Source organism: Niabella agricola, from assembly GCF_021538615.1.
GTDB lineage: Bacteria > Bacteroidota > Bacteroidia > Chitinophagales > Chitinophagaceae > Niabella > Niabella agricola.
Genome location: NZ_JAJHIZ010000003.1, coordinates 173,938 through 194,431 on the forward strand (window position 1 = coordinate 173,938; position 20,494 = coordinate 194,431).

Below are 20,494 nucleotides of genomic sequence, written 5' to 3' on the forward strand. Positions count from 1 at the left end.
TCTGAAAAATGTACAAAACCGAAAAGCTATGGTAGATTCAGGAAACCGATTTCCGGAATTCGGAAGGCGATATTTGGGTATATTTTTTAAAATACTTTACAAAGTAGGAAGGATCGTCAAACCCCAGCCGGTAACCAATTTGATTAACGTTTAAGTTCGAATGCAGCAGCAGGCGCTGCGCCTCCAGGATCATCCGTTCCTGTATCATCTGCGAGGGTGTTTTACCAAGGGTCTCATGTATAAGATCAGACAAAGTCCGGGTGGAAATATGAAGCAGGTCTGCATATTCGGATACCGTCATGCCCTTATGGTAGTTCTTTTCAAGCAGGTTTACAAACAGCAACAGCTGCGTTCTTTTTTCATCGGGCATATACGGTATCCTGCCCTCCTGTTTTTCCAATGCATTCCGGGCGCGTTGTGCCTGAATCAGGAAGGCTTTCAGATAGATGCGTAATAATTCTTCTCTGGCAAAAGTTTCTTCATGTTTCCATTCGGTTTTTATTAGTTCCAGGCAGGTATCCAGCAATGCTTCCTGGTCCGTTTCAACAGGGCAACAGGGCATTTGATACGGATTATTAAACAGGCTGCAACCTACCAGGAAATCAAATCCACGATCATTGTTTCCCAGGAACAACTCATTAAAATGAATCAATACGCCTTCGTAATGGGTTTGCTGGTCGAAATAATGTACCTGGTTTTTAGCAATAAAAAACAGGGTATTCCGGGAAACGCGATATGCTTTAAAGTCTACAAAATGCGTTCCGGTGCCCCGCCGGAACCAAATAAGCTGGTAAAAACTATGGATATGCGGTTGGGTCGTATCGCTTCGATGCTCTTTCAGGTAATTGCCCAGGTCGTGAAGAGCCAGTTGCAGCCGATCCGGCCGGTGCGCGTTCAGATGATACTCTGTAATAATGGATTCTTTTTTCTTTACCATAGTACCGTCAACCAATTTATACCAACCTGCTGCCATGCCAGTAGATTGCTAAAATACGAAACAGAAGCCGGCAAAAATAATATGCCTTTCAAAAGGCGGGGTTACAACCACAACATTGCTTATAACTACCATTATTTTTCCGATATCTACCATAAACCTTTTATCATATCCGGGCAATTTTGCATCATGAAACAGGACACAACAGTAGCGATCATTGGCGGCGGGCTGAGCGGGCTTACCCTGGCCTGGTTATTACATCAAAAGAATATCCGGGCAACGGTTTTAGAGGCCTCAGGCCGGCTGGGGGGACGCATTCATACCATTAGCGGGTGTGACGGAACACCCATGGAGCTGGGTGCCACCTGGTTTTGCGGTCAGCACTCCAACCTGCTGACGCTTCTCAGGGATTTACAGCAGGAGAAATTCCTTCAATACTCGGAAGGCATCTCCCTGTTTCAAACCAAATCGTTCGAGCCTCCGCAAAAATTCTTTGTACCCGCTTCCGAAAGTCCGTCGTACCGGGTAACTGGCGGAACCCAAAAACTGACCGACGCCCTGGCCCAAAAGCTGCCGGATGCTGTTCACCTGAATACACGGGTAACCGCTATAAGAGAGACCAACGGCCAGTTATTACTGGAAACCGCCTGCGGCCGTGTATGGGCGGCGAACCAGGTTGCCATTTGTATTCCTCCACAGCTGGCGGCCGCTGCAATTACCTTCCACCCGGGCTTGCCGGAAGCACTTCAAACGGTATTGGCCACGGTTCAGACGTGGATGGCCGGGGCCATCAAATTTACACTGGAATATCCTGAACCGTTCTGGAGGAAGGAAGGGTATTCCGGTATGCTGTACAGCCATGCAGGAATTATTTCGGAAATGTATGATCATACAAATTTTGAAGAAAATAAATTTGGTTTTACCGGGTTTCTGAATGGAGGCGCAGCGTCCTATCCCCCGGATATCAGAAAAACATTGGTATTACAGCAATTGAATGAACTGCTGGGCGCCAATGCCCTCTCGGCACTTTCCTATTTTGACAAGGTATGGAACGATGCTTTTATCCACGAAGGCAGCCCGGTCTTTCAGCGACCGCATCATAACAATGGGCACCCATTATTGCAGGAATCTTTTATGAATGAAAAGCTATACTTTGGCGGAACAGAAACCGCTACTGCCTTTCCCGGCTATATGGAAGGTGCTGTGATCGCCGCACAACAACTAGCGGCAAGGCTTGGTTAGCACAAGCCCTGCCCCTTTAAACCCTATTGTGACAGAATCAATACCGATTGTATGGGCAACATAAGAGCCCCCGAAAGCAGCTGGCAAGCGTTAAAAGAAATTGCGTTGTCCTGCCTCAAACTGGGATGTTTGGGTTTTGGAGGCATTGCCGGTATGGTGGCCACCAGCATTTTGCCGATGTATTAAGCGCCTCGTATATCATTCCCGGCCCAAACGCTGTTGAAATCATTATGCATTGCGGGATGGAACGCGGAAGCCGCGCCGGGTTAGTGATTGCCGGCATCTGTTATATCCTTCCTGCCATGCTGATTTGTTTATTCCTGGGCTACCTCTATCAGCAATACAGTGCGCTTCCCGATATTCAGGACTTTATATTCGGGCTTCGTCCCGCCACAACCGCGCTGGTCACCGGAACCGTTCTCCGCCTTTCGAAAAACCTGCTGGCAAAAAGCAATGCTCTGCTCCTGCTTTGCCTGCTGGTATTTGCAGGAGCGTTTTCAGGGGTTAATGAAGGGATCTTAATAATAACAGCCGGCCTGCTTAATTACGCAGTACACCGGTCTAAAGGGTCATTACCAGTAGTGGCCATACTACCGGCGTTTTCAGCTATATCCCATGTCGCCGGCAGATATACGCATGAAAAGTTTTTTTTTATTTTTCTTAAAATCGGAGCGCTTCTTTATGGAAGCGGTTATGTATTGTTCGCCTATATGGATGCATCACTTGTCGGCAGGCATCATTGGCTCACTCATCAGCAACTAACAGATGCCATTGCCGTGGGTCAGATCACACCAGGTCCCATTTTATCCAGCGCCACATTTGCCGGCTACCTGGTACATGGGATCAGCGGCGGTATTTGGGCCACGGCCGGTATTTTCCTGCCATCGTTTTTTTTATCCTTCTTTCTTCATAAACTACTGTCCTATGCAAGAAAAAGCCAGCGCCTCAGGGCCTTCCTGGATGGCTTAAGCGCCGCTTCCGTTTCCATCATTGCCGTAGTGGGTTTACACCTGCTTTCCTCCTCCCTTGAAAACTGGCGTAGCACCCTGATACTGGTCCTTTGTCTGGTACCTACCTTCTTGCTAAAAAAGCTCAATACGGTTTATATTATCCTGCTGAGCAGCCTGGGCGGCTTTCTGCTCCGGTGTTTGTAAAACACCTGTGTCCCGGCTGGACCACCGCAGCATTTCAACACTTTTTACAGCGACTTCCAGCAAGTCGAACGGATTTGCAAACCGGCTGCCCCGATTGAGTTTTTACTATAAATATATTGAGGATTTACTGTTTTTTAATGGTCTTAAGCGAAGCGCCTTTAGTTTTGTTCCGGACTTCCTGTAATGCACCTGCTTTTACACAGGAGCGGCGGAACAATGATTTTCGAACGACCCGTATACTTCAATAGCGGAGGGCGATATCCGGATTTACCGGACCGTCTTTCAGGGCATGCAACAGGTAGGGCTCAAACCGGTCATTGGTACAAATGCGATCCGACGTTATGTGCAGTGTGCCGGTTACCAAAGCAATTCCGTTTTGTAAAAATAAACCGGGCGTATTTAACTATTCAATACATCCTAAATTTTCAGCGCGTTATCCTGTACGGACCTGGCACCACCACGGTTCATACACCATCGGGACAGCTTCATAATATGAACCGCAATAGCTCCATGCAGGAAGCAACAGGGTTATTGCAACAATGGCGATTGTGGGAATGACACAGCGGGAATATCAAACCTGTGCCCCATCCATCACAGCCTGACGGACAAACCACAAAAAGGTACTAAAGGGCAAGAGTGCGGCTCCGGATTTTTCCAGGTCATGGTTCCGCCTCTTTCTTTTCAAAAGTGATCTTTTCCGGCAGCGATGCTGCACCGAAAAAGAAAACAAAAGTACGCTCAAATTGCAGGCCTGTACAACAGGCTCACTTTTCAACCCCGTACTGCTGACCTTCCCAGAAGTATCGCGGAATAACATCAGAGAGGCGGACAAACAGCAAATATGCTCAGGAACCCTCCAATAAATTTTTAAGGCCGTTCAACATTACGCCCCAGTTTTGCTCCGACTCTGCCTTGCTTTTTTCAGTTTCGTTTTTATCCTGCTCCAGCTTTACCTGCGTTTGATTGCCATGGCTGTTCAGGACAATGGTTACCGTATGATAATTTTCCGGGATATCCGGCTTACCGGACAGAGCGCTAAAATGACTATATACCAGCCGCTTTTCCGGCAGGACCTCCAGCAGAACTCCTTTATCCTCATATTCTTTCCCGTTGAACATTCCTTTCCAGGTGATCTTGCTCCCCTGGGTCCAGTTGGAACTTACCGCGGCCCCAAACATATACTTTTTGATCAAATCGGGGTTCACCAGCGCGTCCCAAACCTTACTAACAGGAGCGTTCACGGTTATCTGTGCTGTAGCAATCAAATTTTTCGGGTTCATAACATTGTGATTTATTGTTCCAAATAACGCCTGGCCCAAAGCACATATTCTCTGATTTTGACGTCATCTGATGCAAATACAAAAACCGCACCCAACCCTTCCCTTTCCGCGGGCTTTTATAAAACAGCGGAATCGGGTTCTCTTCATTGGGAAGCATCCCACTCCCGGGCGAGCAATTGTCCGGAACATTGCTTTCCAGGGTTTCTGTTATTATTCCTGGTGCTGGTGCGGCCAGGGCCAGCCCCTGCCGGTTTATACCTTCAAAAGCCGGATCAGTGCTTCCACCCCCTTTGTAGCCGGCTTTTCGATAACCTGCAGATTGGGCAGCTGCCGCAGCGCCGGGATAGATGTATCAATAATATATTTCGGAGCGTCGTTTGCCACATAATCGATCAGCCCTGCGGCAGGATAGACAAGCATCGAGGTTCCGATGACCACAAAAATATCTGCTTCTGCTGCCAGCCGGGAGGCGGGGGCGATCATTGGTACCGCTTCTCCAAACCAAACAATATCTGGTCGCAGCTGGCTGCCGTCGGGAGCTTTATCGCCCAAACGGATATCGCCCCGGATCTCATAAGAAGGTTTATGCAACCGTTCGCTGCGCATTTTAAAGATCTCTCCATGCAGGTGCAACACATGGGTAGAGCCTGCCCGCTCATGCAGATCGTCGATATTCTGTGTAATGATATGCACTTCATAGTCGGTTTCCAAAGCGGCCAACCCGTAATGCGCGGCATTGGGTAGCGCATCTGCTACATTTTTACGCCGCATATTGTAAAAGTCCAGCACCAGCCCGGGATCCTTTATCCAGCCTTCCGGTGACGCAACTTCCATAACGTCGTATCCTTCCCATAAACCACCACTATCGCGAAAGGTTTTGATACCGCTTTCGGCGCTGATGCCCGCACCGGTCAATACGATCAGTTTCTTTTTGTTCATAGCGTAAACTTACCGGTTTTTATGCAAACGCAACCAGCTCCTTTTCCTTAACAGCCATAGCAGTAAAAAACCAATTAACCACATCGGCCACAGATAGAGTAACCCTACCATCAGGTTACCCAATCCACCTGCGCCTTCTTTTAAAGCCGCTGTCATTCTGCCTCCCAGGCTTCGTTGGCTTGCCGAAGTATAACCTGCCTTTGGCTCAAAATAGTTCAATTCAACCGTGCTGTAATGCGCCTGTCCCGAAAGCCAAGCCAGGCGGCTTTCTGCAGATTCAATTTCTTCCTGTAAGGCATTCACTTCATTTTGAACTTTAAGAACCTCATCTACGTTCTTTCCCTGCTTCATAAATTCCAGGTATTTATCCCTTGTTTGCTTTTTCGTAAATAAGCGTGCCCGGGTGTCTACGATCTGCCCGCTTACTTCTTCCGAACGGATGCTCCGTTCCAGTTGTTTTGCATCGGCCCCGGGCAATTCATTCATCAGGTCTTCAAAATAAAGTACCGGTACTTTAACCGTAACCAGGGCATCTTTTTTTCATCCGTTTCCCTGTTCTCTTCTTTTGCTATATAGGCGCCGTATTTTTTTATAACGGACTTTAATTTTTGTGCATGCTGCTCATAATTTTCCACTTCAAGTGTTACCGTCGCGGTTTTAATCATCTTTTTATCCGGGTCCGTCATCAGGCCCGGTATATGCTCATTCGCAGAAGAGACAACTGCAGTATCTTCTACCGGTATGGTAACATCTGCTGTTTCCCTGACGACATCACGAGACCGTTTATTTAAAGAGAAGCGCTCTGACGCGCTGTTACAGGCAAATAAGATCCAGGGCAATATTGCTATTGCAAAAAGAAGGCGTTTCATAAAAAATTATTTAGAAATTAACAGGTAATTGCTATGCAGATGTTCAAGGAGCACACCGATCATTTGTTGCTTCGCGGTACTGCGCTCAGTCCGGTTCTCCGGAAGACTGTACTTTGGAAGCTGCGCCGGTTGATGCATCGCATGCTGAAAGGCGGGCTGCAAAATGCCTTGTTGTGTCAGTTAATCCACAGTGTTCATTTTTGTTTCATTTAAGATCATCAGAAATGAAGTAACCAGGAACCGGTTGTCATGGAATTCCGGGGATCCCAGGTATAGCCGTTGTTATACTTGCTTATGGTCTTATTTTTGGCAAGGCCTGTCAAAGCCGGTCATTGCTGCTTGCAGGTTTGCTGCTTTGTTGTCGGGCGCGCTGCAGCACGCTTTCATCTTAATACCAACCGGGGAAAAAAGTAACCGGGATCCTACTGTTAATAAATACAAAAAGCTCCCGATGTATCAGGAGCCTTTACATGTTCCGTCCGCAACCGGACAGGAAACCGCACATGCGGCGGTCATCAAGAGTCTGTTGTTAAACGGCTACTATTTTACCTGGAGCCGTTTGCTGTTTATTAAAATAGTGCCGGTACTTTTCCCTTGTTTCCGGCGATTGTTTTTGGCCGTTGATATAAAGCTCATTCTCTCTGAACTGGATCCTGTTATTGGGACCCCGTTCAATCAATCCATCCCGTTCCATTTCCTGATAAGCATCCTTCAGCCGCTGAAGCTGCTTCCTGGTATCCCTCAATTCATTACTAATGCCCGGAGCCAGTTGTTGCATTTCATGATTCAGATCGCGCTGCTGCAACCACAGGTCTTTACGGGCCGTTTCCAGTTGTTTTTTTATTTGATCCAGACGAATGTCTTTTATAGCAGCACTGATTTCAGCTCTTAATTGCGCCGCATCTATATTTTTAACAGAAGCCACTGCACAGGACAAATCCCGTTCCATCTTTGCTTTATCAATGCCAGCCATGGCTGTTTCAATATCTTTGTTTAACTGTTCAAAATTGATCTTCTTGACCGCTGCTTTTGCGTCTGCCTGTAGTTTTGCCAGGTCAATTTCAGATAACGCATGGGCGACCTGCTGCTGAACCTGTTTGCTTTTTGTATTCCATTGCCCGCCATGGGTCCGGATCTGCTCATCTACATAATTCAACGCCGCATCCAGCCGGCCGGTTTCAAATTCTGTAATGGCCGGTATAGTATCGCTGCTATAGGGCGCGCCCGGATTGGACGCGGGGCCTGGTCCCGGTGATGTAAAGGACAGCGAAGTGATGCAGACAAAGGAAAGAAAGGTCCATGCAGCTGTCTGTAAAAGCGATCTCTTTTTCATTAGTTGGGTTTTAGACAAGAAAGTAACGAAATTCTTCGTAGCTAAAGTACGAACAGATACGTAAAAAACGTTGTTAACGAAATGATAATTTATTTCCGGACATAAAGCAGCAGGATAGGCTCCTGCACCATGTCCTCCGTCCGATCTTTCCCTGATGACGGCTTCGGGTAACGATGCCTCCAATTTGCGTGACGGTCTGCCGGCTATTTTCAGCGCTGCTCACGCCGGCCCAACGCAGATTCGGGATCCCTGCGCTGCGCACCAGATGATGAACGGTTACCGCCGAAGTCAGATCCGGCTCAACAATACCTGCCAGGCTTTACCGGTGGCGCCCTCGCGGATCAATTGCTGCGCATAGCGGTGTATCCGCTCCTCACTGTTCTCCAGTTGCAATAATGCCGTTAATGTGGGATCCGTAAATTCAGGATCAACAGCAGGCATCGCCGTAGCATTGGCCAGCACCCCCAGATCATTTCCGGTAAGCACCCCGCTGTTGCGGATGGGAGCCGGCAGTGCATCTATTCCCATTCCTAATTGGGTATTGGGTTTTTCCACTTCAAAAAGATTGTCGGGCGTTACCTTACAGTACCAGTTGCCTCCTAACCGCGCTACATGATGCAGTTTTCGCTGATCGACCCGGTTAGCTTCGTCTAAAATGGCTTCATCTATATGCACCAGCAATACTTCGCAAATCACCAGGTTGCCGGCACCGCCGCTGTTCCCTAATGGCTTTACTTCCAGCACCCGGCATTCCATTTTGGCCTTACTTTCTTTAACAAGAGGCGGCCGGATCCGACGCGACGGCTCCATCGTGAAGCCGGCTTTTATAAATTCATTGGTATGCTTCGGAAACTCGCAACTGGCGAGCGAAACCTGCTGCACCATATCATAATCTACAATATTAATGGCTACTTCCGGTACTGCCAGTACATTCTGAAGCGTATGCTTGGTGGTATTATCCCGTACCCTTCGGGAAGGGCTAAACACCACTACCGGCGGATTTGTAGAGAACAGGTTAAAAAAACTGAACGGACTCAGGTTAATATTCCCGTCCTGGTCAGTGGTACTCGCAAAACAGATAGGCCTGGGCGCAATGATGTGCTGCAGGTAATGCTGTGTATCTAATGGTGTAAGAGTAGTTAAATCTATAGTCATATTAACCGCAGGAGCGCTAAGGCCGAGGTTTACTTATTAATATTGTCCAAATCAGCAGCTTTTATAGCTTCGTTGTACTTTCAATGTGGCATAACTGAAAACAACGAATCTAATAATTATTAGCCATACGTTTAAATCCATTCCGCAATAAAGAAACATTAACGTTCATCAGGAATCTGAGTCCCCTTCGCGCCCCCGCGCCCTTGCGGCTAAACCTTTTTATGTTCCAAGATACTAAAATCCGTTGCTTCTTTTTCGATCCTGTTCTCCAGCTGACCGAGTTCCTCAACCTCCATAACAACCTTATCCCCCGGCTGCAGCCATTGCTCTTTATAGCCGGGATCTTCCAGTTTCCCGGTGCCATTCAATTCCAAAAAACAACCGGTTCCCACTGTACCGCTCCCGATCACATCGCCGGGGTAGAGATCGGCTCCATAAGAAGCCCGTTCTATAAGTTCTGCGAAGGTCCAGTCCATATCCGCCAGGTTGCCCACGCTTACCTGGATGCCGTTTACAAAGCATTCATTTCCAGGTTCCAGCATTTACCCGTATGCCCAGACGCGGGTGATACCTCCCGGGATGCCAGGGCATCCGTTGTTACCAGCCAGGGGCCAATTGCGGTGGCAAAGTCCTTTCCTTTGGCCGGCCCCAGGTTTAATATCATTTCTTCCATCTGCAGGGTACGGGCGCTAAAGTCATTCATGATCATCAGCCCCCCGATATATGCATCTGCATCCGCAGCTTTTATATTCCTGCCTTTTTTACAAATCGCAATGGCCACCTCCAGTTCAAAATCCAGTTTCTGGAAATGATCCGGCATACAGGTTATAATTCCGGGACCGGCGACGCTGTGGTGATTGGTAAAGTAAAATACCGGATACTGATCAAACTCCGGGATCATAGGCACTTTACGGTTTCTGCGCGCTGTTGCTACGTGTTGCCGGAACGCATAACCGTCCCTGCAGGAAGCAGGATGCGGTACAGGCGCCAGTAGCTGAACACGGCTTAAGGCCACTCCTGCTTCCGGAGATTTTCCGGCTACGAGGGTTTCATTTGCTTCAACCAGTAAGGGGAAATACGTTTCCCAGTTTTCGAGCAGCCGATTCATGGTGCCCGGTGCACCGGGCACCAGCAACGAAGGATCATGGATACGGTCCCTGACCAGCAATCCTAATTGTTCATTTCCGTTGCTTAAATAAGATACCAGTTTCATCAGAAATAAAATTTAATACATTCATCAATAGTAACAATAACCAGGCTTACGTCCATTGTTGCCTCCTTCGTCACCGGCGTATTCATTTAGTGTTGGCCGGTCCTCTGTACCGGTTCCGTATACAGTTCCAGTACTTTTTGCAAACTGCCGAGCATCGGTTCTATGTCTTCCATCCTGCAGGTGCCCACGCTTAACCGGTACCAGTTGCGGGCATGTGCCGCGCCAAATACGCTAAAAGGCAGCAGGGCAATGCCTGCTTCCTCCAGCAGCAGCGTTGTCATATCCTGTGGCAATGCTATTTTAACAGAAAGATAAATAGAAGCCGCTGGTGCAATCGCATCAACCGGCAATCCTTTCTTTTTCATTTCCAGGAGACCTTTGTAAATTTTTGTCAGCCGCAGTAACAGCGCCTCCTTAAACCCGGTCAAATAGGCTACAACCTCCGTGTGATTATCTAAAAACGCCGCTACCGCCTTCTGCTCCGCCATCGGTGCCCAGGCGCCTACATGGTTAAGCATGGTTTTTATCTTGCTGATCACCGGCTCCGGGCCATAACACCAACCCACGCGCACACCCGTTGCCGCAAAAGCCTTGCTGATGGCATCAATATAGATCGTATAGGGTTGAACTTCCGGGCAAACGCTTACCGGGCTTACGTGTGCTTGCCGGCCATAATTGAGCAGGTAATACATTTGATCATACAGAATATACAGCTTTTTTTCACCAGCGCCGCGCCGTGCATTCTCGTTCACTACCATGTCACAGATCGATTTTAATTGCGGCTCAGAAAAGCAGGTACCGGTTGGATTCTGAGGTGAACAAAGGGCCAGCAGCACAGCGTCCTTTATAAAAGGCCGTATTTCATCCACCGTAGGCATAAAATTGTGCTCCGGCTTTGTTTCTACAATACATGGCAGCGCGCCGGTAAGCTGTACATAAAAATGGTTATTCCAGGAAGGCACGGGATAGATCACGGTATCGCCGGGATCAACGATCATCTGATACGCAGCAAAGAGCAAAGGCCGGCCGCCGCTTCCGATCATAAACTCCTGCGGAGTATAGGAAAGCCCCTGCTGTTGTTTTATAAACGCGGCAATGGCAGCGCGCAGATCCTCGTTCCCGTCGGTTGCCGGGTAGTTGGTTTGCCGGTTGCGATAAGCCCTTACAATTTCATCTTCCAGTAATTTCGGAATCGGAAACAGCCAGGGATCGAAATCACCAACCGTGTAATTCAGGAGCCGTTCACCGGCAGCCGCTCTTTTTTTTACCGCATTGCTGATCGCCAGAATACCCGAAGGCGGCGTGTTTTCAGCCAGTCGTGATAATTTCATGGTATGTGGTAGACTTGAGATATGTGATATGAGATGTGAGATGTGGGATTTGGAGCTTGAGATTTTTGAATATATGCGTTCTCGATCCTGGTTACAAATTTCCTCTTGCTTCCTGTTCCCGCTCCAGCGCTTCAAACAAGGCTTTGAAATTTCCCTTACCGAAGCTCTTTGCACCTTTACGCTGGATGATCTCAAAAAATAAAGTGGGCCGGTCTTCCACCGGTTTGGAAAAGATCTGTAGTAAATACCCTTCCTCATCCCGATCGATCAGGATGCCCAGTTCTTTTAACGGCACAAGATCCTCATCAATTGTACCTACGCGATCCAGGACTGTATCGTAATAGGTAGCAGGGATCTTCAGAAATTCTACCCCCCGGTGTTGCAGCGCACGTACCGTTTCAATAATATTTCCGGTAGCCAGTGCCACATGCTGCACCCCTTCCCCGTTATAAAAATCAAGGTATTCTTCCACCTGTGATTTTTCTTGCCTTCGGCCGGTTCATTGATCGGGAATTTTACATACCCGTTACCATTGCTCATTACCTTGCTCATGAGTGCAGAATACTCCGTTGAAATGTCCTTATCATCAAAGGAAAGGATGTTCCGAAAGCCCATCACCTCCTCATAAAAACGCACCCATTTGTTCATTTGGTTCCACCCAACATTGCCTACACAATGGTCTACATACAGTAACCCGGTTTCCGGCGGATTGTAGGCCGATTCCCATTTCCGGTACCCGGGTAAAAAAGGACCATTGTAATCTTTACGCTCGATAAAAAGGTGGATTGTATCGCCATACGTATGAATACCGCTCATTATCAACCTTCCGTACTCATCTTCCATGGTAACCGGCTCCATATAACTTTTGCCTCCCCGCTTTGTGGTTTGCACCCAGGCATCGGTAGCATCATCTACCCGCAGCGCCAGCATCCTTACACCGTCACCATGCCGGGCAATATGCGCTTCCACTTCTGCACAGTTCCGGATGGGTGTGGTAAATACAAAAGTGAGTTTGTTCTGACGCAGCACATAACTGGCTTTTTCCTTAACGCCGGTTTCCGGCCCGGCATATGCCAGCGATTGAAAGCCGAAAGCCGTTTTATAGAAATGAGCGGCCTGTTTGGCATTGCCCACATAGAACTCAATATAGTCGGTTCCCTGCAGGGGAAGAAAATCAGCTGTAGCCGGAACAGCTGCAGCCACCTTACTTGTGTCAAGCATGTTCAATTATTTTAACAGTAAATAAAATGTAAAAAGGGAACGGATTAAATGTGGCCTCGGTCAGTAGCCAGGGCTTCTATCAGCAACACGTAGTTTACGCGCTTATCTGAAAATATCTTGTATGGATAATCGGGTCTCAACGTTCAAAATAATAACAAATGTACGTTATTGTTTTGAAAGTGGTAATTTTGTACCAGAAATTATTTGATGCCTTACTTCAGGAACTTCATATACTGGAAGGATAAACGACGCTGGAAATACTACTTCCTGCTGGCCACTCTGGCCATGGGGAGGCAACGTATTCTCTCACAGGCAATACCTGGTGATGCCATTTGCATCGCAGACGAAGTGATTGCGACGCAAAACTGACGCCATTTGTTCCACAGCAGGTATCTTACCGCTTATCTTCTCCTAACGCTAAACGTTATATTTCATGCCGTATTATTATACATTGGGATCCATTCCCCATAAACGTCACACCCAGTTCCGCAAACCTGATGGCGGGCTTTACAGCGAGCAGCTTTTTTCCACGGAAGGATTCAGCAACGACTACGCGCTTTTGTATCATTGTCACCCGCCCACGCAAATCATCAAAACAGAACCACAGCAGGATGTGCGTCCGCATATTGCAGAAGAAAAAATGTTACAGCACCGCAGTTTTGAAGGATTTAAGATCAAACCTGCAGCAGATTACCTGGAAAGCCGTATTCCCATACTGGTCAACAACGATTGTCACCTGGTGCTGGCCGCTCCCCAGCAAAGCATGGAGGATTACTTTTATAAAAATACCGATGGCGACGAGCTGATTTTTGTGCATGAAGGATCCGGCGTGGTAGCCACACAATATGGATTACTTCCTTTCAGTTCCGGCGACTATATTGTTTTGCCACGAGGCACCATTTACCAGATCCGGTTCAATGACGCAGATAACCGGCTCTTTATTGTAGAATCGTTCACTCCGCTCCGTTTTCCAAAACGTTATCTCAGCAAGAACGGACAACTGATGGAACATGCGCCGTATTGTGAACGGGATATCCGCCCCCCGCAAGACCTGGAAACCATTGATCAAAAAGGCGATTACCGCATCAGGGCGAAAAAGAAAGGCGTACTCTACGGACTGCATTACGGCACCCACCCTTTTGATGTAATTGGCTGGGACGGCTGTTGCTATCCTTTTATCTTTTCCATACACGATTTTGAGCCCATTACCGGGCGGGTGCACCAGCCTCCACCCGTGCATCAGACTTTTGAAACCAATGCCTTTGTGGTTTGCTCCTTCGTGCCGCGTTTATTCGACTATCATCCTCAATCCATCCCTGCTCCTTATAACCACAGCAATATCGATAGCGACGAAGTGATTTACTATGTGGACGGCGACTTTATGAGCCGCAAAAATGTTACCCGGGGAATGATCACCTTACACCCGGCCGGCATTCCGCACGGGCCGCATCCGGGCGCTGTTGAAAAAAGTATCGGTGCAAAAGAAACAAAAGAACTGGCGGTAATGGTAGACACGTTTCATCCACTGATGCTTACCAAGGAAGCACTTGAAATTGAAAACCCGGATTATGTTATGAGCTGGGCAGAGTGATTGAGTCGTGAATGGGCAATAGTGAATGGGGAAAATGCCGGTTTCTTCCCGCCATGGGCGCAATGGATCTGCAACGGTCGCAACAGGAACCTGAATATTGAAAATCCCCATAGGTACCTTGCGAGGTTCCTTGGAGCTGCATGCCGCCACCAGGATGCCAGGGCGGGACAAGTTGTGCTGATTGCATGCCATCACGAAGATATTTTTGATATGACTAAAGCGCTGGTTCAATTTAGCCGCGATGGGCGCAACGGGTTCACAACGGTCGCTACGGGAACCTGAATGTTGAAAATTCCTATAGGTTCCTTGCGAGACCCCTATTCACCATTCACTATTAGCCTATCCCCCTTAAAACCCACGGCTATCCGCTGATGGTCCGTAAATAGAAGGCACCGCTATATCATTCAGCCGCATATAAACGGTAAGCTGCCCCCGGTGATGCACCAGGTGATTGATGGTAGATTCCAGGCTTTCTCTTTTCGAAGACTGAAAAACGACCTGACCGTTACTCTTCAGATAGAACAGGGCTTCCAGATCTCCATCCTCCACTTCTGACAGTGCGGTTTTTGCTTTTTCCATATTTTGATCGAAATGTGCTACCAGCTCCTCCGTGCTGGCCGGGTGGATATGCTCAAAAGTGGCAAAGTCGATCTCATTGCCGCGTACCATCGTAGCAATCCACAACGGAATTTCCGCAACCAGTACCGATAAATAACCTAGGGGCATTGACTTTTCGTGCGGCCCGCCACTCGGACAATGTAAGGGGAATGCGTTCCAGGCAGTTACGGGTAGCGCGTGTTTCCATTTCCAGCTCCTGGATGAATGCCATTGCAAAAGTTGAATCGTTCATTACAAGTGATATTTATGATTAAAAAAATATACGCGTGGTTATCCCGGATCATTGTGCCGGGTTTATGCCTGGCAGGATGTCAATTTGCATTAATGTATGCAGACCGTCATCGATCAGCTTTTTAAGTTCAGGCTTCCGGTGTTGTAAGCGGGTAAGATTTTGTATAATGCGTTCCTGTAATAACGGCGCTTCATTACGATCTTTCAGGATCTCCAGAATTTCCAGCAGGCAAAGCCAATCGTCCGGGTAGGTGGTTTCCAGCATGGCAGCAATCTGATCCAGCTGTATGCTGTATGCTCCGTTTTCCCGGGTCTCCCGCACCTGCCGGTATAGTTCGTGCAGGGCCTTTGTTTTATCATCGTATACGGAACGCGGCATTTCCCGGGGAACGATGGTTACCTCTTCATACGCTTCCTTATCGGCGGCACCGGAAAACACCGATACGATTGCTGCACCTACGGCCATGTCGTAGATCCCCCATTCGGGCTGAAACAGCTGGCGGGCCGTAATATTGTCAATCACCGTACATCCCGAAAAGCGGATCAGGATGATCTTCCCGTTCTTTACCAGTATTTCTTCTACCAATCCGTGCACCTGTAGACCATTGCGGAACAGCAGCGCCGCCTGTTTGCCGGTTTCAATACCGGCGTTCTTCAAATCGTCGGTTGTAAAATCTTCCAGCGGCAGATCATAATCGCGCAATATTCCTACCGGTGATCCAAAACCCTGCGGATGCTCCTTTTTCCCATGTCCCTCCAGCTGGCGGTCTTCAAAGGCCAGGGCCGTTGGTCCCGTGGTTACAACATAAGTGCCCCTTCCGATATCTGTTTCAATAAAAATGCCCGAGACCTGCAACCCCGAGCTATACACTACAGTGCACAATAAACCGCAGCCGATGGCCATTTGCAGTCCATACGTTCCACCCCGGCGGTAGGAAAGCCTATCCGCAAAGGTATCCAGTACCTGCACCAGGTTCTTGAAATCGGGGGTTACAAATAGCTGCGGTTGTGGCTTGGTTATATCATAAGGATAATTTACGGCCTCAATAGTGTATGGGATCTTTTTTACTCCCGGGCCCATACAGGTAACACTCTCGCCAATCGATGATAATAAACCGGCTCCATAAATCTTATACTGTTCGAGGGTTCCGATGAGGCCGTATTCCACCGTCCACCAATGCAACCGGGCCAGAAGCGCCATTTCGGAGGGTGCTCCCATATTTTGCTGGATGCTTGCCAGTTCCGCTTCCGCTTTTTGAATTTCCTTTTCCGCGGTACCAGCCAGTTCTTTCAGTACCGCCAGCCGGCGGATGGCTTCAAACAGCTCCTGGTCTTTTTTAGAACGCATGGCCTTGGTTCCCACCTCTCCGGTAAACTGCAGGTATGCAGCATATTCCGGTTCTCCGATGATCGGAGCGTGTCCTGCTGATTCGTGAATAATATCAGGCGCGGGTGTATATTCAATATGTTGTATCTGCCGGATATCGGCGGCAATGATCAATACCCGGTATGCCTGAAACTCCATAAACGCCTGTGAGGGAATAAAACCGTTCACGGTAACAGCTCCCCATCCAATCTTCCTCAGGTGATCGTTCATGGTTTGCAGATCGGGGATCCGTTCAATGGTAAGGCCTGCTTTTTTCAATCCAGGGATATAGGGATAATACGCCACGTCTTTCAGATAACTGTAGTTCTGCCGCATCACATACCGCCAAACAGCATGATCAACTGCAGTATAATGTTCATAATGCTGTGCAACGATATATTGCTTCAGGTGACGGGGAAGCCGGTCGATGATCGGATTGTTATAATTGTTCATACAACAAAAACATGCAATTTAAAACAAACAAACGTAAGTTAATTAAATTCAGCAACGTTTTCCCGCTCATTTTTTAAGGCAAAGAGGAACTGGCAGTATTCAGATCGTTTCGCCACTCATTTTGAGAATCAGCTCCCATTCTTCTGGTTTCACGGTTTGTACCGACAGGCGGCCCAGGCGTACCAGGTCCATATTTTTTAATTGCGGCACCTCCTTAATGTCTGACAATGGTACGGCTTTCTTCAATTTTTTATAGGGGGCCACTTCCACGGCTACCCAACGCTCATCCGTTGTAGTAGGATCCTGAAAGGCCTCCTTCACTATTTTGGCAATCGCCACAATTTCCACACCTTCATTGCTGTGATAAAAAAAAGTCAGATCCCCTTTCTTCATGGCCCGCAGGTTCAGCCGTGCAGCATAGTTCCGCACTCCGTCCCAAACGGTCTTTTTGTCTTTTACCAGTTGATCGTAGCTGTATTTAAAAGGTTCGGATTTTATAAGCCAGTAAGCCATAAAAAATTTAAAATATTAAATTTAAAATATTGAGTTTAGAATGATGTGTGGTTCCTGCCTGTAATCAGTAATTTTATGATTTATAAATAAAAATAACTAACAATTACGAATCCGCAACATCAAATAAGTATTTGGGAGCAGGAGGCTTTTTATGCCCCCCAGGATATCGTTATTATCGGGGCTGGTTTCACAGGGCTGTGGACGGCCATTTACCTGCGACAAAAATTTCCCTCTAAAAATATTTTAGTAGTGGAACGGGGTGTAACGCCTGCGGGAGCTTCGGCACGCAATGCGGGGTTTGCCTGTTTTGGCAGTCCCACGGAAATTCTATCCGATGTAGCTGTTATGGGAAAAGAGAAAGCGCTGCAGTTGTTAACCATGCGCTTTGAAGGTCTGCGGATCATACAAAAGATCTTTGCAAATGGCCTGATTGACTTTTCGATTTGTAAGGGATACGAATTGCTCGACAATCCGCAATACCTGGAGCGGCTTTCTACGCTAAATGAGTGGCTTTACGAGCTTACCGGCGCACCTCAAACTTTTTGCCAGCAGGATGAGCTGATACCGGTTTTTGGATTTGCACATACAGCCCACCTGGTTGAAAACCGTTTTGAGGGTTGCCTGCACCCCGGCAAACTTTTAAACGCCCTGCACCAGCTCGCCGGCAAAATGCAGATCCGTTTCTTGTTTGCTACCGAAGTGCGTGAAGTGGAAGAACGCCCGCAGGGCGTAAAGCTTTTTCTGGCAAAGGGGCCGGGGCTTCATGCAGAGCGGATCGTTTACTGTACGAATGCCTTTAGCAATCGGTTCCTGCCGGAAATGGACCTGGTGCCCGCGAGAGGCCAGGTATTGCTTACCGAGCCGGTTCCCGGCTTAAAATTTAACGGCACGTTTCATTACCAGGAAGGATACTATTATTTCCGCAACCTGGGCAACCGTATTTTGCTGGGCGGAGCGCGCAATACTTCCTTTCAGGCGGAATATACCCTGGAACCGTTTACCACCCTGCCAATACAACAGGCATTGGAGGCCTTCTTATCCAATGTGATCCTGCCCGGGGAACGGCCGCAGATCACACACCGCTGGGCCGGCATTATGGCTATGGGCAAAGAAAAGTATCCTATAGTGGAACAGCTTACCGATCGTTCATTTTGTGCGCTCCGGATGAGTGGTATGGGGGTAGCCCTGGCTCCTGCTGCGGGAAAAAAGATTGCCGAAATGATGCCCTGATCACTTCCGCAATCATTTGTCTTTATGTACGCTCCCATTGTGAACAATAAGGAATAATCAATTATCTTTCCCACAAAAATGAAGTTCGGACAAGTAAGCAATCCCGGAGCTGTTGATTTTACCCTCCCCGGAGATCATCCCGAAACTGCAAGGGTTCTTGGTGCTGCTAAAAAGCAGGAAGCGTTTGAAGTATTTACCGGCTGCGCCAAGTGGAACCGGACCGACCTGAAAGGTTTTTATCCGCGGGGTGTAAAGGATGAATTAAAGTACTATGCAACCCAGTTCAATGCCATTGAACTGAATGCTACTTTTTATAAAATGCCTGATTCGAAGCAGGTGGAAACCTGGAAGAATAAGACACCGCAGGGATTCAAATTTTTTCCTAAACTCACCAATACGATCAGCCATTATAAACGACTGATTGATGTGAAGCAGGAGATTGAAGTATTTTGCGATGCCATCAGCAATTTTGAAGACCGGCTGGGTATGGCATTTCTCCAATTGCATGATCATTTTAAACCGGAGCATTTTGACCGGATACAAAAAGTACTGGAGCAATTTCCCAAGGGCATTCCTTTAGCTGTGGAAGTCCGGAATGAAGAATGGTTTTCCGATCGCGGGATCCATCACCGGTATTGCCTGCTCCTGGAAAAACTGGGCATGGCGCATATCATTGTAGACACTGCCGGCCGCCGGGATATGCTGCATATGCGGCTGACAGCGCCCACGGCTTTTGTGCGGTATGTTGGCGCCAACCATCCTACTGATGTTATACGTTTGGACGACTGGGTCGAACGGATCAAAAAATGGAGGAAGGAAGGACTGCAGCAATTGTACTTTTTTGTGCATCAGAATGTAGAACTGGAATCGCCGCTGCTTGCCGCACATTTCATCCGGGCTATGAACCAAAGCTTTGACCTTTCATTAAAGATACCCGATAAAGCCGGAGAGCAAGGTGCTTTGTTTTAATTATAGCCGGAGCCTTGCCACTGAAACGCAGAAACACTGAAGACACTTGCTGAAGAGCACATCAAAAGATCTGGCTTCTGTGGCAATCAAAAATAACGCAACAGGAGGCTTCTGTCAATACCCCGGATCAAACAGTACCAGCCGGTCATTGGGCAAATCATATGCGTAGAGCTGTTCCTGCTCCCGGTCATAATACAACCATTGAATGGGTCCTGCTGAATGATTCCCAGGACTCACAGACAATCCCAGTACCGTATATTGCCGCTGTTCCCGCTCCTGCTCTTCAATTGAAAAACCAATGTCTTCATTTCCTTCTGTTGCCAGCTGAAGCAGCTTATTTTCTGCGCCGGCAAGATAGTATTCCACCATCCGGTAAAGCTTCTTCTTATAATCGTCACTATACTCATCATTGCCTGCCCACCAGTACGTAAGCTCCTTTTTATATTTTTCACGAAACAGGGAAACGGCACCGTCTTTTATTTTCCGCACGGCCATTACCCATTTCGCCAGTTCCGGCCGCTCGCCATCGCCGGCTATATAAATGGTATCCTCCTTCCACTGCACGCGTATCTGATCACCCCGCAGCAGGCTCCGGTCTTCGTTCCTGTCATTTATAAAATAGTAATGGTCTTCTCCATTCCTGCAGCTCAGCTGTGTATAATCCCCGTCATCATTGTACCCGGTAAATGTACAGGCCAGCGTCTTGCTGTTGGTACGGTTTTTATCTACCGGCGGGCCGGCGGGCATGGTGCCCGAAGCAGCATGGGGGGAACGCGAAACTTTTCCATCGGTTACTTCTGTGCAGGATAACAGCCCCGGCATTATCCAAATAAGCGGCCAATAATATTTCAT

The 20,494-nt window shown here is 48.0% G+C and carries 19 protein-coding genes and 2 pseudogenes; 7 read left to right on the forward strand and 14 right to left on the reverse strand.

Translation table 11 applies throughout. From position 1 onward, the window contains the following. Positions 1-37: 37 nt before the first annotated feature. Positions 38-937 carry an AraC family transcriptional regulator gene (locus tag LL912_RS06125; protein ID WP_235552697.1) on the reverse strand — a complete coding sequence of 300 codons (900 nt, stop codon included), beginning with the start codon at positions 935-937 and terminating at the stop codon, positions 38-40. A gap of 186 nt (positions 938-1,123) precedes the next feature. Between LL912_RS06125 and LL912_RS06130 the strand changes: the two genes are divergently transcribed. The 3 genes from LL912_RS06130 to chrA are packed head-to-tail and all read left to right on the forward strand — an operon-like array spanning position 1,124 to position 3,330. Continuing rightward, positions 1,124-2,176: a flavin monoamine oxidase family protein gene (locus tag LL912_RS06130; RefSeq protein WP_235552698.1), complete on the forward strand. Its 1,053-nt coding sequence runs from the start codon at positions 1,124-1,126 to the stop codon at positions 2,174-2,176. Between the two features lie 51 nt (positions 2,177-2,227). After that, complete coding sequence (locus LL912_RS25885; protein ID WP_255786053.1) at positions 2,228-2,362, forward strand: hypothetical protein; 135 nt, start codon at positions 2,228-2,230, stop codon at positions 2,360-2,362. After that, positions 2,302-3,330: a chromate efflux transporter gene (gene chrA / locus LL912_RS06135; protein WP_235552699.1), complete on the forward strand. Its 1,029-nt coding sequence runs from the start codon at positions 2,302-2,304 to the stop codon at positions 3,328-3,330. Before LL912_RS25885 ends, chrA begins: the two co-directional genes overlap by 61 nt. An 845-nt stretch (positions 3,331-4,175) precedes the next feature. Here chrA and LL912_RS06140 read toward each other — a convergent pair. From LL912_RS06140 to hppD, 9 genes and pseudogenes are all read right to left on the reverse strand, one after another. Then, complete coding sequence (locus LL912_RS06140) at positions 4,176-4,610, reverse strand: SRPBCC family protein (RefSeq protein WP_235552700.1); 435 nt, start codon at positions 4,608-4,610, stop codon at positions 4,176-4,178. Between the two features lie 252 nt (positions 4,611-4,862). Next, positions 4,863-5,549: an SIR2 family NAD-dependent protein deacylase gene (locus tag LL912_RS06145; RefSeq protein ID WP_235552701.1), complete on the reverse strand. Its 687-nt coding sequence runs from the start codon at positions 5,547-5,549 to the stop codon at positions 4,863-4,865. Between the two features lie 9 nt (positions 5,550-5,558). Beyond that, a pseudogene (locus LL912_RS26200) lies at positions 5,559-6,418 on the reverse strand (DUF4349 domain-containing protein). Between the two features lie 529 nt (positions 6,419-6,947). Further along, complete coding sequence (locus LL912_RS06155; protein WP_235552702.1) at positions 6,948-7,751, reverse strand: hypothetical protein; 804 nt, start codon at positions 7,749-7,751, stop codon at positions 6,948-6,950. 288 nt (positions 7,752-8,039) lie between these two features. Beyond that, positions 8,040-8,906: a flavin reductase family protein gene (locus LL912_RS06160; protein ID WP_235552703.1), complete on the reverse strand. Its 867-nt coding sequence runs from the start codon at positions 8,904-8,906 to the stop codon at positions 8,040-8,042. 209 nt (positions 8,907-9,115) lie between these two features. Further along, complete coding sequence (locus LL912_RS25895) at positions 9,116-9,448, reverse strand: fumarylacetoacetate hydrolase family protein (protein WP_255785595.1); 333 nt, start codon at positions 9,446-9,448, stop codon at positions 9,116-9,118. Further along, positions 9,418-10,119, reverse strand: a complete 702-nt coding sequence (locus LL912_RS25900; protein WP_255785596.1) for a fumarylacetoacetate hydrolase family protein — start codon at positions 10,117-10,119, stop codon at positions 9,418-9,420. Before LL912_RS25900 ends, LL912_RS25895 begins: the two co-directional genes overlap by 31 nt. Before the next feature lie 86 nt (positions 10,120-10,205). Further along, positions 10,206-11,450, reverse strand: coding sequence for a pyridoxal phosphate-dependent aminotransferase (locus LL912_RS06170; protein ID WP_235552704.1), 1,245 nt, complete (start codon positions 11,448-11,450; stop codon positions 10,206-10,208). A gap of 91 nt (positions 11,451-11,541) precedes the next feature. After that, positions 11,542-12,671 (reverse strand): annotated as a pseudogene (gene hppD, locus LL912_RS06180) (4-hydroxyphenylpyruvate dioxygenase). 207 nt (positions 12,672-12,878) lie between these two features. On the opposite strand from hppD, the gene LL912_RS06185 reads away from it, so the two are divergent. Together LL912_RS06185 and LL912_RS06190 are read left to right on the forward strand one after the other, a co-directional pair. Then, entirely contained in the window at positions 12,879-13,040 is a 162-nt protein-coding gene (locus LL912_RS06185) for a hypothetical protein (RefSeq protein ID WP_235552707.1), read from the forward strand. A gap of 64 nt (positions 13,041-13,104) precedes the next feature. Then, positions 13,105-14,262: a homogentisate 1,2-dioxygenase gene (locus LL912_RS06190; RefSeq protein ID WP_235552708.1), complete on the forward strand. Its 1,158-nt coding sequence runs from the start codon at positions 13,105-13,107 to the stop codon at positions 14,260-14,262. Positions 14,263-14,610: 348 nt separating this feature from the next. Here the strand turns inward: LL912_RS06190 and LL912_RS06195 are convergent, their stop codons facing one another. From LL912_RS06195 to LL912_RS06205, 3 genes are all read right to left on the reverse strand, one after another. Further along, positions 14,611-14,988 (reverse strand): DinB family protein, encoded by a 378-nt coding sequence (locus LL912_RS06195; RefSeq protein WP_406603603.1) that lies wholly within the window; start codon positions 14,986-14,988, stop codon positions 14,611-14,613. Between the two features lie 172 nt (positions 14,989-15,160). Beyond that, positions 15,161-16,930: an aromatic amino acid hydroxylase gene (locus LL912_RS06200; RefSeq protein WP_235552710.1), complete on the reverse strand. Its 1,770-nt coding sequence runs from the start codon at positions 16,928-16,930 to the stop codon at positions 15,161-15,163. A gap of 99 nt (positions 16,931-17,029) precedes the next feature. After that, positions 17,030-17,443 carry an EVE domain-containing protein gene (locus LL912_RS06205; protein ID WP_235552711.1) on the reverse strand — a complete coding sequence of 138 codons (414 nt, stop codon included), beginning with the start codon at positions 17,441-17,443 and terminating at the stop codon, positions 17,030-17,032. Positions 17,444-17,617: 174 nt separating this feature from the next. Between LL912_RS06205 and LL912_RS06210 the strand changes: the two genes are divergently transcribed. Together LL912_RS06210 and LL912_RS06215 are read left to right on the forward strand one after the other, a co-directional pair. After that, on the forward strand, positions 17,618-18,673 hold the full coding sequence (locus LL912_RS06210; RefSeq protein ID WP_319941339.1) for an NAD(P)/FAD-dependent oxidoreductase: 1,056 nt from the start codon (positions 17,618-17,620) through the stop codon (positions 18,671-18,673). A 78-nt stretch (positions 18,674-18,751) separates the two neighbouring features. Further along, a complete protein-coding gene (locus LL912_RS06215; RefSeq protein ID WP_235552712.1) occupies positions 18,752-19,642 on the forward strand; it encodes a DUF72 domain-containing protein in 891 nt (296 codons plus the stop codon). 114 nt (positions 19,643-19,756) lie between these two features. Here the strand turns inward: LL912_RS06215 and LL912_RS06220 are convergent, their stop codons facing one another. Beyond that, positions 19,757-20,494 (reverse strand): hypothetical protein, encoded by a 738-nt coding sequence (locus tag LL912_RS06220; RefSeq protein ID WP_235552713.1) that lies wholly within the window; start codon positions 20,492-20,494, stop codon positions 19,757-19,759.

What these genes read in the sequence shown, in the direction of transcription:
- LL912_RS25885 (WP_255786053.1), top strand. Translation starts at nt 2,228, where the DNA reads ATGGGCAACATAAGAGCCCCCGAAAGCAGCTGGCAAGCGTTAAAAGAA.
- LL912_RS25900 (WP_255785596.1), bottom strand. Translation starts at nt 10,119, where the DNA reads ATGAAACTGGTATCTTATTTAAGCAACGGAAATGAACAATTAGGATTG.
- LL912_RS06195 (WP_406603603.1), bottom strand. Translation starts at nt 14,988, where the DNA reads ATGCCCCTAGGTTATTTATCGGTACTGGTTGCGGAAATTCCGTTGTGG.
- LL912_RS06205 (WP_235552711.1), bottom strand. Translation starts at nt 17,443, where the DNA reads ATGGCTTACTGGCTTATAAAATCCGAACCTTTTAAATACAGCTACGAT.
- LL912_RS06200 (WP_235552710.1), bottom strand. Translation starts at nt 16,930, where the DNA reads ATGAACAATTATAACAATCCGATCATCGACCGGCTTCCCCGTCACCTG.
- LL912_RS25895 (WP_255785595.1), bottom strand. Translation starts at nt 9,448, where the DNA reads ATGCTGGAACCTGGAAATGAATGCTTTGTAAACGGCATCCAGGTAAGC.
- LL912_RS06130 (WP_235552698.1), top strand. Translation starts at nt 1,124, where the DNA reads ATGAAACAGGACACAACAGTAGCGATCATTGGCGGCGGGCTGAGCGGG.
- LL912_RS06155 (WP_235552702.1), bottom strand. Translation starts at nt 7,751, where the DNA reads ATGAAAAAGAGATCGCTTTTACAGACAGCTGCATGGACCTTTCTTTCC.
- LL912_RS06140 (WP_235552700.1), bottom strand. Translation starts at nt 4,610, where the DNA reads ATGAACCCGAAAAATTTGATTGCTACAGCACAGATAACCGTGAACGCT.
- LL912_RS06190 (WP_235552708.1), top strand. Translation starts at nt 13,105, where the DNA reads ATGCCGTATTATTATACATTGGGATCCATTCCCCATAAACGTCACACC.
- LL912_RS06220 (WP_235552713.1), bottom strand. Translation starts at nt 20,494, where the DNA reads ATGAAATATTATTGGCCGCTTATTTGGATAATGCCGGGGCTGTTATCC.
- LL912_RS06215 (WP_235552712.1), top strand. Translation starts at nt 18,752, where the DNA reads ATGAAGTTCGGACAAGTAAGCAATCCCGGAGCTGTTGATTTTACCCTC.
- LL912_RS06170 (WP_235552704.1), bottom strand. Translation starts at nt 11,450, where the DNA reads ATGAAATTATCACGACTGGCTGAAAACACGCCGCCTTCGGGTATTCTG.
- LL912_RS06145 (WP_235552701.1), bottom strand. Translation starts at nt 5,549, where the DNA reads ATGAACAAAAAGAAACTGATCGTATTGACCGGTGCGGGCATCAGCGCC.
- LL912_RS06160 (WP_235552703.1), bottom strand. Translation starts at nt 8,906, where the DNA reads ATGACTATAGATTTAACTACTCTTACACCATTAGATACACAGCATTAC.
- chrA (WP_235552699.1), top strand. Translation starts at nt 2,302, where the DNA reads ATGTTTGGGTTTTGGAGGCATTGCCGGTATGGTGGCCACCAGCATTTT.
- LL912_RS06125 (WP_235552697.1), bottom strand. Translation starts at nt 937, where the DNA reads ATGGTAAAGAAAAAAGAATCCATTATTACAGAGTATCATCTGAACGCG.
- LL912_RS06185 (WP_235552707.1), top strand. Translation starts at nt 12,879, where the DNA reads ATGCCTTACTTCAGGAACTTCATATACTGGAAGGATAAACGACGCTGG.